The following is a 14348-nucleotide window of genomic DNA, read 5'->3' on the forward strand; positions in this document are numbered from 1 at the left end:
CGGGCGGCCTCAGGTGGTGTGAGTTCTTCGATGGGGGTGGGCATGGGGATCCCTTCCGTGTCGGGGTGAGGTCGCATGTCTCAGGCGTTCCGAGGGCGGGCGTCGACTCCGCCGCCACCACCAAAAGCTAAGCGTTTGCGTTAGGCCAACGGTAGGACCTACGCTCACTTAAACGCAAATAGTTAGCTTTTAGCGCTCGACTCGGAACGGACGGACCGATATGCAGGCACCATCAACGAACAACGCCCCATCAACAAACCAGGTCACCCAGCCCGCCGAGACCAACCAATCGGCACAGCCAGACCGGGCCAGGCCGCCCGCGTCACCCGTCGACGCCAACGCGCTCCCCTACTGGACCGTCGGCGACATCACCATCCACCGCATCGACGAAACACCTCTGCCGCCCGCGACCGGGCCCTGGCTGCTGCCCGACGCCACAGCCGACGTGGTCGCACAACAGCACTGGCTCCGCCCCGACTTCGCCGACCACCAAGGCGTCCTGCATCTCGACAGCCACAGCTTCGCGTTCGTCGTGGGTACGCTGCGAGTGCTCGTCGACACCGGTATCGGCAACGGCAAAACACGAGCCAACCCGGCATGGCACAACCTCCACACCGGCTACCTGCAACACCTCACCGACGCCGGATTTCCCCCGGACTCGGTCGACCTGGTCGTCCTCACCCATCTGCACACCGACCACGTCGGCTGGAACACCCGGGAAGTGGACGGCGCGTGGGTCCCGACCTTCCCCAACGCCCGTTACATCACTTCCCGCACCGAGCGGGAGTTCTGGGCCGGGTACGACATGGACGAGGCGCGACAGCAGATGTTCCGCGACTCCGTGCATCCCATCGAGGACGCCGGACTGCTCGACCTCATCGATGTCCCGGCCGGTGGCACCGAAATCGCCCCCGGCCTACGCCTGATACCCACCCCTGGTCACACCCCGGGCCACATCACGGTCCAGGTGAGCGATCACGACAAAACGGCTGTCATAACCGGCGACTTGATCCACCACCCTGTCCAACTCCCCCACCCGCACATCGGCAGCTGCGTCGACATCGACCCGGCCCAGGCCGAAGCCTCGCGCCGCGCTCTCCTCACCTCGCTCGCCGACACCGACGCCCTCGTGCTGGGCACCCACTTCCCCGACCCCACTGCCGGTCGCGTGGTGCCTCAGGGGGACGCCTATCGGCTGACACCGGTTCCGCCGACGCGCCGCGCGCTCACGCGGTGACGTTCGGGGGCACACGCCGGTCCGCGATCAGGCCAGCACGCCAGTCACTCGGACCGTCGGACCATTCAGCCCCTCAGCCCCTCAGCCCCTCAGCCCCTCAGTCACGGGGATACTCGAACACGGGGGTGGCATCCGCGTCGTACGGGAGGGTGGAGAGGACGTCGGCGTAACCGCGTTCCATGGCCCGCCGTTGGCGTGCGGTGCGCGGGTCGGCGGGGAGCGCGGCCAGGCGGGCCATATGTTCCTCGTGGGCCTGGGTGATCTGGTCGGCAGTCGCACGCCAGTCGGCGTCGTCCGGCACGCGGGCCAGCTCCACGCAGGCCGGCTCCGTACCCTCTGCCAGTGCGGCCACGGCCCGGTCGTGACCGTCCAGGAGCAGCCATCCGTCCAGGAAGGACACCCACCACAGCAGGACGGGGGCGAGGGTGCCCTCGCTGACATGCTTGCGGTAGGCCTTCACGCGGGCGGCGTCCGGTGCCGGGAGCGGGCGCAGCGGCAGGATGCCGTGCCAGCCACCCCCACAGAGCTGTTCAAGGGTTGCCTCGGGCCAGTCACGGACGAGGTCACAGCTCCAGATGCCCGGAGCGAAGGTGGTACGCGGGGTGAGCCGCCAGCGGCCGTCGTGGAGGGGGCCATGCTCCGCTTCTTCGAGCCAACGCGCGTATTGGTGCGGCCAGTTGGTTCGGTAGGGCCAGTTGGCACCGGTCCGCATCGCAGCCACGGTCAGAGGCGGCAGCAGAGAGCGATAGCCAGCCAGACGGCGCAGGTGGAGGTCGCGACAGCAACCCTCGCCCTCGGACCGGGCCTGGATGAGCGGCTGTTCGTCCTGGAGAAGGGACCAACGGCGCTCCGTCGCCCGCTCGAAGCGCAGGGGCGGCCGGGTGACCTGCCCTCCGCCCGGAACGGTCAGGACGAGCGCGCCCCCAGGCAGTGGTTCCCGTGTAGCCCTGATCATGGGATCAGTGTGTCAGTACGAAGGCGGTGCTCGGCAAGAGATGCGCTCGGCGAGGGCCGTCCAGGCGCCGTTCAGCCGCACCCATGCGCTGCGCGGCCTCTACGCCGCGAAGAAGTCGATGAGCGCGCGGGCGACCTGACCGGGGGCGTTCTCCGTGGGGATGTGATCCGCGTCCGGGACGCGGATGAGCGTGGTGTGCGGCATCTCCGCGGCGAAACGTTCGGCGTACTCCACCTTCTCGTGGAGGTCGTCCTCGCCCCAGACGAGCAACTTGGGCTTCGTGGACCGCTTCAGCGCGGGGACGAGGTCAAGGGTGTAGCGGCTGTCGGCCGCTCCTGCCAGGGCCAGCCAGGAGCGGCGAACCCGTGCGTCGTGCCACGGATCCACGTAGTCCGCGATCAACGACTCGGTGGCGGCACCGGCGAGCGCTCGCGTCACCGCCTGCCGACGGGCCTCGAACACACCCTCGGCCGTGTCCGTATCCGGGCCCTTGCCCGGGCCCGAGCCCGCATCCCGGAACCGGGCCACGTGGGGTGCCGGCCAGGAGTCGTAGAGGACCGAGTTGACCAATGCGAGCCGGGATACCTCCAGCCGATCGCGGGCGAGAAGATGCTGCGCGATGGCACCACCGATGTCGTGGCCTGCCACGGCAATCGGCTCGGAGAGTCCCAGCGTGGTGGCGAATCGAGCCACCCACTCCGAAAGGGCCGGGACGGTGGCCGTCTCCGCGGTCAGCTCACCCCCCGAACGCCCAAGTCCGGGAAGATCAACGGCGATGGGCCGCAGCCCTGCCTCCGCAAGGCGTCCGAGTACGGGGAGCCAGACCCGGCTCCAATACGTTCCGTGCAACAACAACACGGCAGGGCCGTCCCGCTCCACGGTCAGGTAACTGGCCTTCTCACCGTCGACCTGAACGGTGGTCCGCTGCACTTTCGCTTCGGCGCTTTTGTTACTCATGGGACGACGGTGACCGAATCCGACCTCCTGGCCGAGAGACCAGAAAGACAAGCACAGGTACATTCCTGCCAAGTTCCCCTGATGGACACCACCGATCCCGACCGTCTGCCTGAGCGCCCGTCCACCCGCCTGACAGGAAATCACGATGCCGCCGGTCGACAGGTCGGCCTACTGTTCAACCGATGAGCACTCACACGCACGACGTCGGCCACGACGAGTTGACCGAGGTGACCATCCGCTCCCAGGGCAACTCGGCAGTCTCGGTGAGGTTCTGTGATGGAGCGGCGCTCGTAGGCGGCGTCGATGATCCGGGAGGAGGCCTCGGCGGCGTCCTCCCCGGCGGGTAGTCGGCGTCCGACTCCGGGGCCGATGCCCACGAACGCGATCTCCGATTCCGAGCAGGGCTGCAACCGGGGCTGACGAATGCTGTGACCGTCGGGATGGTCGGGGTAGTGCTCGTCGATGATCTGCGGAGCACCCGGGGTCGAGATCTAGTCGCGCCAAACTTCGACAGGCCACCGGAATTGGTGGCGGGCGGTGATGGAGAGTTCCTCGCCGACCAGTCTCTCCTCACCCAGTGCGAGTGCGAGCGGCTCGATGGGCAGGACCTGCAGGGTGGTGCGTTCGGCGTCGAGGCGACTCGCGGGTATCTGTCCGGTTGCCCGGTGGCGGCAAGAGTGGAAGTCCAGGCTGCTTAGAAACTCTGACAGGAATCGTACTGCGACCTTGCGGTTCTCGGCCCAGGTTCTGCGTGCGGAGGTCCGGCGCGGCAGCGTGTGCGCCCATGCGGTGAGGCAAAGCCCTGAAGCTTGATAGTTAGCCCAACAACAGTTAGCGTGTTAACTATGGATAGATCGAACCGAGAGAGCACGTTGGAGCTGATGCGGTGGGTTGTGTGGGGGCAGCGGCGCATCGCTGAAGACTGGATACGGGAACGCGGCCTCACGCACGAGCAGAGTGCCGTGCTGTCGTACCTGTCGAAGAACCCGAACGCCATTCAGCGTGACGTCGCGCGGGCCATGCGCACCAGTGCGCCGAGCGTCTCGCGGCTCCTCGCCGGACTCGAGCGGCGCGGACTCGTGGAGCGCCAGACGCAGGAGAGCGACACGCGCAGCCGCCGGGTGCATGTCACCGCAACGGGCTCCGAGCTGATCCAGGGGTTCGAAGAGGCCATGGACCGTGTCGAGGAGTCGATCCTCGCGCCGCTGGGCGCCGCAGGGCAGGCGCGGCTCCATGAATTGCTGGAACAACTCGCGTCCCGCATCGAGCCACCCAGCTCTCCCTGACCCGGCTCTACCGCCCCCTACGGCGGCGGGAGCCTCGTGGGCAGGACCGCCGGTTCCTCCAGCAGCAGTAAGGAACACAGACATGACCCAGATAACGATCATCGGTGCCGGTCTTGCGGGGCTGACACTGGCACGAACCCTGGCAGTTCACGGAATCCCGTCCACGGTGTACGAAGCGGAGGCGTCTGCTCAGGCCCGGGGCCAAGGCGGCATGCTCGACATCCACGACTACAACGGACAGCACGGAATCCGTGCCGCCGACCTGATGAACGACTTCCGGTCCCTTGTCCTCGAAGGCCGCCAGGCGTCCCGCGACGTGGCACCTGACGGCACCATCCTGGCGGACCGGCCCGATGACCCGGCCGGAGGCCGCCCCGAGGTGCAGCGTGGCGAGCTTCGGCAGTTGCTGCTGGAATCCCTGCCCCCCGGCACAGTCGTCTGGGGACACAGAACTCAGAGCGTTCGGACCCTCCCTGACGGTCGTCACGAAGTGAACTTCGCCAACGGATCGACGATCGACACCGACATCCTCGTCGGTGCCGACGGCGCCTGGTCGAAGGTCCGGCCGCTGCTCTCCGATGCCACGCCCGCCTATGCCGGACGCTCGATGGTCGAGACGTACCTGTATGAGAGCGACACCCGGCACCCTGCCACCCTGGCGCTGGTCGGTGGCGGGTCGATGACCGCCTACGACGAAACCACTCGCATCGGTCTCGGCGTGCAGCGTGAGCGCGCGGACACCTTGCACTCCTACGCCATGTTCGACCAGCCGCTCGACTGGTTCGACGGCATCGACTTCAATGACGGCCCTGCGGCAGCCCGTACGGTCGCGGCGATGTTCGAGGGGTGGGCGCCGGAGCTCGTCGCCCTGGTCGCGGACAGCGACATCCCACCGATCTTCCGCCCCTTGTACGGGCTACCGATCGGACACCGCTGGGAACACGTCCCCGGGGTCACGCTCATCGGCGACGCTGCCCACCTGGCACCGCCGGACGGCGAAGGAGCGAACTGGGCACTCTTCGACGCAGGCCAGCTCGGCAACGCCATCGCCCAACAGCCCCAGAACGTCGACGCGGCCATCCGCGCCTACCAGGCCGCGCTCTTCCCACGGAACATCGACACGGCGACCGCCGCCGCAACCTACTACCCCGAATTCAAATTGTGCTGACCCACAGCAACTGGGCGAGCCAGCCTGGGAATTCACCGCAAGCGTTGGAGGTGGCGGTAGCTGATCAAACAGCCGGCGAGACCAAGGAAGGCTTCGCGGATGTCGTCACGTCGTTCCCGCCGGATCCGTAGGCGGCGCAGGCGTGCAGCCAGGTGCTCGTGTGCTCGACGACCTAGCGGAAGATGCCCAGGCCGGCGTCGTGTGGCTCGCCTCCATTCGCGATCACGGGGCGGATGCTTCGCTGCCAGAGCAGGCGACGGTACTTGTCGTGGTCGTGGTCATAGCCGCAGTCAGCCAGCAGCGCGTCGGGGGGCTGCCGACCCGGCCTGCGACGGCGGACGTTCTTGGCGAGCAGCGGCTCAAGTCGGGTTCCATCGTTGCGGTTTCCGCCTGTTAACGACACCGCGAGCGGTATGCATGTCCGTCAACGATGAGGTGGTGCTTACTGCCCGACCGGGCGCGGTCGACCGGGCTGAGCCCGCTTTGGGCCCCGCCAAGCACTCAGTGATGGGGCGGCGACAAAACGACAAAACGGGGCCTGCACGCGCAGTGCGCGTACAGGCCCCTGACCGAGCGCCGGGCAGGCCTTGCACCTGCATCTCCCCGCAGGAAGCGGGGCGTCTTTCCTTGGACCACCAACGCATCACCAGACACCACGTGTTGTGGCGACCAGTTCAAGATCTACTATACCCCGGAAAGTTCGAGAAGCGGTCACCGGACAGCGCCTGGACATACGGTCCAGAGCGTCGGCGCGCACAGACACGACGCTCGGACTCCGTGGGCTTCAGGTTCATCAAACTGACCGGCCCGAGCCCGCCGCGGCTTTCGAGCTTTCCGTGACGCCTAACTTGGACGGATCGGGGGTGACCGGCAGACGTACTGGTTCCAGACCCTCATGGATGAGGCGAGATCAGGCACCGTAGCGGCTCCAAGCACGGTGCATCTCCGCTCGTGAAACCATCCGATCACAGTCAGTGACCACCGCACCGAACTAGCCGAATAAGTCTGCGCCTTGGAGACCACCACTGGGAGCACCCGTCGCCGGAACGCAGCGCCCCTAACAGCGCCTATGCACCCAACCGCTTGCCTCTTGCCTGCACCGCACACAGCCTGCCTGCTCCACAACCAACTCGCTCATCTGCCAACAAATTGCAGGTCTCCTCCCTTCGGGTAGCGGTGGCCCCTGTGCGGTGAACGGCATCAGCGTCCACGAAGAAGAACGTGACACGACACCCCGGCAACGTGACGGTACCGACGCAAGGCGCTGCGGCCCGTCCCCGGCCTCCCCTCCGGCGACAAGGCAGCGCTGTCCGGCAGTCTCAGCGGGTTCGCGTGGACCGGGCGCGCTCGTCGGCAGCGGTCGCACGTTTCATCAAACGTCCGGGCCCCGACAACGCGCCGTCTCAGGGCCTCGACCGATCGGTCCGATCACGGATGGCGACGCTCTCCTGCCGCATGGCCGAAACCTGCGTCTGAACCACCGAACAATCTTGGTTTCACTAGTCATCCGCCACTCCAGGCACTTAAGTACCTGTCGGGCACTCGCTAGCGGCCACGGGCGAAAGCCGCCGGTCGGGGCCATGCGCCACGGCCGCCTCCGCGCTGCTCGTCGGCCCCACCGCTGTGCTCCACATGACCGTGCCACTCCGTGCCGACCCGCGCCAACCCGCCCCACCCCGTGTCCCAACTGCCCCGAGAGTCCTTCTGCTTATGGCCGCCAGTGCACACCGGTCGGTGTCGTCTTCACACCACCCGTCGTGCTCACACCACCCGGTGACGTGCAGCGCTCATGACAGCGGCCGACAGGCGGCGAGCCGCAGAGGATGCCTCGAGCAGCCGTGCCGCGCCCTGCGCCACCGGTTCGAGTCCGAGGACACCGAGACCCTGCGGCCCGCCGGGCTCGGCGCCGCCAGGTCTTGGCAGCGGTCGTGGCAGCACCGCCAACACCGTCAGCACCGGCTGGTCGCCGCGTGAAGACCACCGGACCACCGACACGGCATGCGCAGAAGCACGGACCGAAGACCCACCGCGTACGACTGCAGGCACCAAAGGAGCCCAACGGGCCGCCACCCGGCATGAAGCCCGCCCTACCCATGACCGCGGCGGCTCCAACTGCCGGTTCTCCGCTGCCCACCCTGTGTCCGGTCGACCCAGGGAGGCGCTGATGGACAGGACCAACGCGGCCGGCGCGGTGAATCCGGCCGGCCGGGACACCGACCTTTATGCGGCAGTGCAGGACATCCAGGCGGGTTACTGGCTGCAGATGCGGCAGGTACTGGCACGGACGGAGAACTGGCCGCAGTGGATATCCCGCACTCAGGTGCTGGGGGTCGTCGCGGCGCAGGCCAACGTCGTGGAGCTGTGGCTGAAAGAGGAACCGTCGAGCCTCGCCGCCCGGGTGATGTACGCCAGAGTCGCCACCGAACGGGTGCTGCAAGCCCACCGGAAGCAGTGGGCGCGTGACTACCGGAAGGCAGGTGACCTGGAGAAACTGGTGGCCCGGGCCCGGGAGGGGTGCCACCGGGCAAGCGAGGAGAACCCCGACGACCCAGTGCCCTGGATATGCCGCCTGGCCCTGGCCGAAACGGACGTGGCCGGCCGCTACCCGGAGCATCACGTGACTCCGCCACCCCACGAGTATCTACTGCCTGACGGGCCATGGGGCCTGCTCGCGGAAGTACACCGCCGAGATCCGTTCAACCGCGAAGCATGGCACCGCATGTCCCAGGCGCTCCAGGCCCGCCCAGGTCCAGCGGGCCGCCAGGCTGTCGCGACGGATTTTGCCCGTTGGACAGTCTCCTTCGCACCGCCCGACTCGCCGCTGCTTCTGCTGCCCCTCTATGCCCGCGTGCAGGAGCACCGGGAACGACAGGTCAACGGGTCCGCGGCCATGCTGAACCTCCTGTGGACCAGGGAAGACACCACCCGGGCAGTCACGCAGGCATTCGAGGGCTGGTTCCGTAAGCGCGAGTCGGCCACCAGTTCCCAGCTCGACCTGAACTACCTCGCATACGCCTTGGCGAGGGGCGGCTTCGCTCAGTGGGCCACCGAAGTGTTTGACGCCATCGGAGACTTTGCCACTCCTGCCCCGTGGCACTACGACGTCCGATACCCCGAGAAGCAGTGGCGGAAGGCATTCGAGGAGGACCGTGAGGCCTGCCGGAGATCCCGCCAGAGGTCCCGCCTGGGATCCCGCCCGCGGCATGCGGAAGAACACCCATGACCTCCGACCTGGCCCCCACCACGTCCCACTAACGGCCCGGCAGCCACCCGCCTGCGCCTCCCCCCATTTGCAGCTTTCCTGTGCGGAGAACAAATGACTTCGGTAAGAACACCGCGCCAGCAGCCGAACCCGATCGACGACGATGAGGAAGAAGACGCGCGCATCCTCCAGTCGCTGGGCTACACCCAGCAACTGCACCGCCGGATGGGGGCTTTCGGCAATTTCTCAGCGTCCCTGTCCGTCATCTCGATCATGTCGGGGACCTTGCTCCTGTTCGGTTACGGCCTGAACTCGGGAGGCCCCGCGGTGATCACGTGGGGGTGGCTCGCCGTCGGGCCGCTCGTGTTGTGCCTGGCCGCGGCGCTGGCGGAGATCACCTCCCGCTACCCCACCAGTGGCGGCCTGTACTACATGGCCCGCCAGCTCGGAGGCGAGCGGTGGAGCTGGTACACCGGCTGGCTCAACCTTCTGGGCCTGCTCGGCGGAATCGCCGCCCAGGACTACGGCATCGCGACCTTCACCGCCGCGTGGATGAACCTGCAATTCGACTACACGCCGACCCCGGGCTCCCTGCTGGCCCTGTACGCGGTCATCCTCGCCCTGCACGCGGTCCTGAACCTCTTCGGAACTCGGCTGATGAACATCCTGACGTCCGTGAGCGCGTGGTGGCATCTCGCGGGGGCCGTCGTCATCATCGGCTCCCTGGCACTCGTGCCCTCTCACCACCAGTCGGCCGGCTTCGTCTTCTCCGAGTTCACCAACAACACCGGCTGGAGCGCCCCGGTATACGTAATCCTGCTGGGCATGCTGCTGCCGGTCTTCGCGCTGGCCGGCTACGACACCTCAGCCCATCTGAGCGAGGAGACCAACCACGCCTCCGTCGCCGCGGCCCGCGGGGTCTTCCGCTCGGTGGCCGTGTCCTGGATCGCCGGCGGCATCCTCTTGGTCACGCTGTTGTTCGCCGTCCAGGACTACACCGCGACCGTGGACAGCCCGACCGGCGTACCCGTGGCGCAGATCCTTCTTGACGCGCTGGGCATGGCGGCGGCCAAGGCCTTGCTGCTGGTGATCATCGTGGCTCAGTTCCTGTGCGGCTACACCGTGACCGCCAGTGCAAGCCGGATGATCTACGCCTTCGCCCGGGACGGCGCTCTGCCCGGATCAGCCCGCTGGAAGAAGATCAGCCGCCGCACCGCCATCCCCGCCAACGCGGTCTGGCTCGCGGTGGCCGTGGCTTTCGTACTCGCGCTGCCTTCCTTGTACTCAGGCACGGCGTTCTCGGCGGTGACCGCCATCTCGGTCGTGGGATTCACCTCGGCCTACGCCATCCCGGTGCTGCTGCGCCTGATCCACCGAGACCGATTCTCCCCAGGGCCCTGGCACCTGGGCCGCTGGAGCCGGCCGATCGGCTGGATCGCGGTGGTGTGGGCGGCTGCGGTCACGGTGCTGTTCCTGCTGCCGCAGAGCAGCCCGGTCACTGCCACCACCTTCAACTACACCCCCGTCGCCGTAGTGGTGGCCTTCCTCATAGCAGCCCTGTGGCGGCGCTTCGGACGCGACTCCTACCACGTGCCGCGATCTGGCTCCCCCACCGAGGACAAGCAGTTCGAGGGCATCATCTGATGACGACGACGCCGAGCCCCTCAACGACACCCCAACCGCCGCAACAACCTCTACAGCCCCCTCAACACCCCATTGGAGTACGGTGACTGGCTTCACGGAATCCATCGAATCGGCACAGCAGCTCACCGTCGCCTGGCGCGCCCTGGTGCTCGACCGCGAGGCGGACGCGGATGTACGCGACCTCCCCGGCATCGCCGTCCGCTGGGCCGACTGCCGATTCTCGTTCTACAACTGCATCACCCTGACCGACCCAGGAACAGGGGCTGATCTCCTCGCGCAACGTCTGACCCAGGCGGCGGACATCATGCGTACGAAGAAGCACCCGGGCTTCCTGTGGCTCTTCGAGGGCCTCTTGGCCGACGAGGCCCGCACCACGCTGGCCGCGGCGGCCGAGCAGGCCGGCCTGCAGTACGCCTTCCCCGGCACGGGCATGGCCGGAGACCTACTGCCTGTCCCCGACCCGGTCCACCCCGACCTGACGTTCGTGCGTGTACGCACTGACGAGCACTTGCGCGCCTACGCGGACCTCCAATCACGCGCATACGGGTTCCCTGTGGAGGAAGGCCGCGACGGTTTGGTCGGATCCGCCCTCTGGAAGAGCGAGGTGTACGCGTACCTGGCCCTGCGGGGGGACGTTCCGGTGGCGTGCGCCGCGACAGTCGAAGCGCAAGGCCGTCTCTTCGTCGCCTTTGTCGCCACCGACCCGCAGTGGCAGCGCAGGGGCTACGGCGAGGCAGTAACGCGCAAGGCGCTGCACGAGGGCGGCCGAGCGACCGGGCTGACCCGCGCCACTCTGCACGCGACCGTCGCCGGGGCCCCCGTATACCCGCGTATCGGATTCACGCCGAACTCACCCATCCACTTCTACAATTTGAAGGAATGACCTCTTTCAATGCGGCAACTGGTCGGTTGGGCGCCGAGCGGACCTGCCAGGGCGAGGACTGCCAGGGCCGGGGCCCTGGCGAGGCTGACGAGGAAACGAAGACGGCGACAATCAGTGTGCCGGTGGTGTCGCGACCGACCTGTGCCTCCGTCCTGCCTTCCGGGTCGTGCAGGATCTCTACTGGCCCCGCGCGCTCGGACGTACCCGTGACCTGGCGGACCCGGCCCTCCAGGTCGGTGAACTCGTAGGCACCGGCGTACACCCGCCGACCCTCGGCGAGGACGCCGTGGTCGCTCAACCGCCAAGCCTCCCGTGTGAACTCCCAGCCCCCGTACACGAAGTGGCGCAGTGGTACCACGACGGAACCGTCTGCTCGGCGACAAGCACTACTTCGGCGCCGCCTTCGAGCCCCGCTCCGACAAGAGGGCCTACGTCTTCCACGGCCCCGTCACCGCAGCAGCAATCCGCTTATGGCTCCGCCCGTGATCCGCCGAACAGTCCCTCATCCACTCGCACCGAGTCAGTTGCCAGTCGCCTTACGAGCCTCGTGCGCCCGCCCCGCGATGATCGCGCCGATCACGACGGCCAATACGTACACGGTGATGCTCGCGGCGTAGCCTCCTGGTAGCCAGCCCAGCAGGCCGGCGTTGTCGTGGTCGACAAGCTGGCGGATTGCGCCCTGGGCTCCGATGACGAGCAGCGCCATGCCGAGCGCCTGGTAGAGGCCGTACTTCATGGGATCCTCTCAGTCAGATTGCGTTTTACCATGCAGTTGCACTGTAAACCGGCGATGCCCGCTTTTACAATGCGATCGCATGGTGAAGGTGGAGAGGAAGGCGGCGATACCGTGCCGAAGATCGTGGATCACGAAGCGCGCAGGACGCGCCTCGTCGAGGCCGTCTGGTCGCTGGCCGTGCGCGGCGGTATCGAGCAGGTGTCGCTGCGTAAGGTCGCCGAGGAGGCAGGCGTCTCGATGGGCCAGATCCAGCACTATTACTCCTCGATGCAAGCCCTGATCCGCGACGCCCTCGACCGAGCCGTACGGGCCGTCAACGCCACCATCGAGAACGCGGTCACCGCCGCCGACACGACCAGCCCGGAGGCTGTCCTCCGCGCCTGTCTCTACGCCCTGATCAGCCCGACCCAGGAGAGTACCCGGCTGATGCGCTTCGCGCTGGCGGCCGCGGGCCGGGCAGTCTCCGATCCGACGATGGCCAAGGTCCTGGCGCCGGGCGACGACGAGCTGCTCACCTTCACCGCCGGCCTCATCACGGCAGCCCGGGAGGAACGGGGCAGCAAGCCACGCTGCGAGGAACGTACCGACGCCGATATCTGCTGGTCCCTCGCCACCAGCCTCGGCGTGGACGTCGCCCTCGGCTACCGCACCCCAGAAGCCGCCGAACGTCTCCTCGACCATCACATCGAGCAGGTCCTTCGCTAAAGCCTGTTGCAGAACCGCGAAATGGTCTCCCGCGACTGTTTCACGGCGTCTCCCAGAGCAGCGGAAATGGGAGCACAATCGGGCAGTCGACCTTGGCTCAGGTGGCCGGATCTGAGCGATATCGCCGTTCTGCAACAGGCTTTAGCTGGCGTGCGACGCCGGACACCGGCTCCTTGCGGTTCTTCTCGGAGCCGTTCGTCCGCTTGGCCACGGCCCGCCCTTCTTTCTCCCTGACGACAACGCGCAGCGTGGACCAGCTTGTTGAGGTGCGGCGGGCGTGCTGGCTGTCCGGCTGCTACCAGCGCAGGGTCGGCCGGGGGCGGGGGGCGAGTTCGGCCTGCTCGGCGACGGCGACGAGGCGCTCGGCGGCCTCTTGGTCGACCGCCTCGACTAGGCAGTCGAGGTTCGAGGTGATCAGGAGCCAGGAGCGCCGCGGCAGCAGCCTCAGGCGGGCGACGGCGTCTGCGAGTGCTCCCGCTTCCAGGGCCATCATGGCCTGGACGTCCGGTGTGTCAGGCTTCAGCAGCACCTTGGCCTCGCGCACCAGGTCGACGGAGAGGTCAGGCCGTCGATGACCGTGACGGCGGTGGTGTTCTCGATCAAGCTGGGCTCGTAGCTGCGCCCGAGATCGTGGACCTGGTGGACGGTGATGCTCTCCTCGCGGTAGCCGGAGGCGAGAAGAGGGCGCAGCCCGGCGTAAGCGGCGTGGCACTTGCCGGACCAGTGTGGTGCCAGGAGGAGCAGGCGGGCGGTGTCGCCGCCCAGGATGGAAGAGCACCGGCTGGGGCTGGATACCGAGGCGATCACCGAGCTCGTCGGCGGGGAGCGCGATGTCTTCACGTCCGCGTGCGCAGATCAGCTGACCGGTCTGCACGGTCCCGCCGGCAGACGTGCCCCGCGAGGCCCTGGGTGTGCCTGCTATGTCCGCTCGCCGTGTCCATACCGCCTCAGCTCCGAGACGCGACCCCGCCTTCGCGCGGAACATCGGCCGGGCAGTACACGTGCCACCAGTATCCCCGGCGGACACGGACACCGGCGCCTGCTTGTACGTACACCTCGCAGTGCCCGGCCGCGCACACCGCCGCGTACTTGTTTGAGGGCAGTCGGCCCACGCCCCGCTCCCCACGTCACTCAATCGGTCACGATTCGCCGGCTCCCGGGCGGTCCACCCGGGAGGTCCGCTCACAGTAACCACCACCAAACCGCGTGCTGCTGCCGCACCTGGTGTGATCATCTGGCTCCCCCATGCCTGCCAGGTTCCGCGCAGCCGGGGGCAGCCGGTGAACATGGCGGATAAGGCTACTGCCCCCCTACCAACGGACCACCGCAGCCCTCAGGCGGCAGATCCTGTCAGGACAACTGCAGCCGGGAGAACAACTGCCCTCCGTGCGAAGCCTCCAGGAGCAGTACGCGATCGCCGGCGGCACCGTCCAAGCGGCGCTGCGCCTACTACGCGCCGAAGGACTGATCGACGTCGTGCACGGCCGGGGCAGCTTCGTCGCCGCACCCCTGCCCCCCCAGAGGCAAACTTCACAAAGGCGATGAGCGCCGGGACGGTCGATATCCGTCGCACCG

15 protein-coding genes are annotated in these 14348 nt (G+C 67.5%); 9 read left to right on the forward strand and 6 right to left on the reverse strand.

All coding sequences use genetic code 11. The annotated features are described in order from the left end of the window. Positions 1–220 precede the first annotated feature (220 nt). Positions 221–1237 carry an MBL fold metallo-hydrolase gene (locus ACH4D5_RS23895; RefSeq protein WP_398306109.1) on the forward strand — a complete coding sequence of 339 codons (1017 nt, stop codon included), beginning with the start codon at positions 221–223 and terminating at the stop codon, positions 1235–1237. 97 nt (positions 1238–1334) lie between these two features. Here the strand turns inward: ACH4D5_RS23895 and ACH4D5_RS23900 are convergent, their stop codons facing one another. Both ACH4D5_RS23900 and ACH4D5_RS23905 read right to left on the reverse strand, forming a co-directional pair. After that, a complete protein-coding gene (locus ACH4D5_RS23900; protein ID WP_398307110.1) occupies positions 1335–2192 on the reverse strand; it encodes a hypothetical protein in 858 nt (285 codons plus the stop codon). 99 nt (positions 2193–2291) lie between these two features. Continuing rightward, complete coding sequence (locus tag ACH4D5_RS23905) at positions 2292–3149, reverse strand: alpha/beta fold hydrolase (RefSeq protein ID WP_398306112.1); 858 nt, start codon at positions 3147–3149, stop codon at positions 2292–2294. Between the two features lie 182 nt (positions 3150–3331). Between ACH4D5_RS23905 and ACH4D5_RS23910 the strand changes: the two genes are divergently transcribed. From ACH4D5_RS23910 to ACH4D5_RS23920, 3 genes are all read left to right on the forward strand, one after another. Continuing rightward, complete coding sequence (locus ACH4D5_RS23910; RefSeq protein ID WP_398306115.1) at positions 3332–3496, forward strand: hypothetical protein; 165 nt, start codon at positions 3332–3334, stop codon at positions 3494–3496. A 534-nt stretch (positions 3497–4030) separates the two neighbouring features. After that, complete coding sequence (locus ACH4D5_RS23915) at positions 4031–4435, forward strand: MarR family winged helix-turn-helix transcriptional regulator (protein ID WP_398306118.1); 405 nt, start codon at positions 4031–4033, stop codon at positions 4433–4435. 82 nt (positions 4436–4517) lie between these two features. Beyond that, a complete protein-coding gene (locus ACH4D5_RS23920; protein WP_398306121.1) occupies positions 4518–5603 on the forward strand; it encodes an FAD-dependent oxidoreductase in 1086 nt (361 codons plus the stop codon). A gap of 172 nt (positions 5604–5775) precedes the next feature. Here the strand turns inward: ACH4D5_RS23920 and ACH4D5_RS23925 are convergent, their stop codons facing one another. Further along, entirely contained in the window at positions 5776–6006 is a 231-nt protein-coding gene (locus ACH4D5_RS23925; protein WP_398306124.1) for a hypothetical protein, read from the reverse strand. Between the two features lie 1761 nt (positions 6007–7767). On the opposite strand from ACH4D5_RS23925, the gene ACH4D5_RS23930 reads away from it, so the two are divergent. From ACH4D5_RS23930 to ACH4D5_RS23940, 3 genes are all read left to right on the forward strand, one after another. After that, the gene (locus tag ACH4D5_RS23930) at positions 7768–8826 is read left to right on the forward strand and encodes a hypothetical protein (protein WP_398306127.1); all 1059 of its coding nucleotides are present in this window, start codon (positions 7768–7770) and stop codon (positions 8824–8826) included. A gap of 93 nt (positions 8827–8919) precedes the next feature. Continuing rightward, positions 8920–10449, forward strand: a complete 1530-nt coding sequence (locus tag ACH4D5_RS23935) for an amino acid permease (RefSeq protein ID WP_398306130.1) — start codon at positions 8920–8922, stop codon at positions 10447–10449. A gap of 82 nt (positions 10450–10531) precedes the next feature. Then, positions 10532–11332, forward strand: coding sequence for a GNAT family N-acetyltransferase (locus ACH4D5_RS23940; protein WP_398306133.1), 801 nt, complete (start codon positions 10532–10534; stop codon positions 11330–11332). 520 nt (positions 11333–11852) lie between these two features. On the opposite strand, the gene ACH4D5_RS23945 is transcribed toward ACH4D5_RS23940, so the two are convergent. After that, complete coding sequence (locus ACH4D5_RS23945) at positions 11853–12068, reverse strand: hypothetical protein (RefSeq protein WP_398306136.1); 216 nt, start codon at positions 12066–12068, stop codon at positions 11853–11855. Between the two features lie 123 nt (positions 12069–12191). Here ACH4D5_RS23945 and ACH4D5_RS23950 point away from each other — a divergent pair, with 123 nt between their 5' ends. Beyond that, the gene (locus ACH4D5_RS23950) at positions 12192–12773 is read left to right on the forward strand and encodes a TetR/AcrR family transcriptional regulator (protein ID WP_398306138.1); all 582 of its coding nucleotides are present in this window, start codon (positions 12192–12194) and stop codon (positions 12771–12773) included. A gap of 295 nt (positions 12774–13068) precedes the next feature. Here ACH4D5_RS23950 and ACH4D5_RS23955 read toward each other — a convergent pair whose 3' ends face one another. Then, positions 13069–13317 carry a hypothetical protein gene (locus ACH4D5_RS23955; protein ID WP_398306141.1) on the reverse strand — a complete coding sequence of 83 codons (249 nt, stop codon included), beginning with the start codon at positions 13315–13317 and terminating at the stop codon, positions 13069–13071. Continuing rightward, positions 13293–13613 carry a hypothetical protein gene (locus ACH4D5_RS23960; RefSeq protein ID WP_398306143.1) on the reverse strand — a complete coding sequence of 107 codons (321 nt, stop codon included), beginning with the start codon at positions 13611–13613 and terminating at the stop codon, positions 13293–13295. The genes ACH4D5_RS23955 and ACH4D5_RS23960 overlap by 25 nt, the downstream gene beginning before the upstream one ends. A gap of 462 nt (positions 13614–14075) precedes the next feature. Here ACH4D5_RS23960 and ACH4D5_RS23965 point away from each other — a divergent pair, with 462 nt between their 5' ends. Then, positions 14076–14318: a GntR family transcriptional regulator gene (locus tag ACH4D5_RS23965; protein ID WP_398307053.1), complete on the forward strand. Its 243-nt coding sequence runs from the start codon at positions 14076–14078 to the stop codon at positions 14316–14318. The last annotated feature ends 30 nt before the right edge of the window (positions 14319–14348 follow it).

This window comes from Streptomyces sp. NPDC018029, assembly GCF_044327655.1.
Taxonomy (GTDB): Bacteria; Actinomycetota; Actinomycetes; order Streptomycetales; family Streptomycetaceae; genus Streptomyces.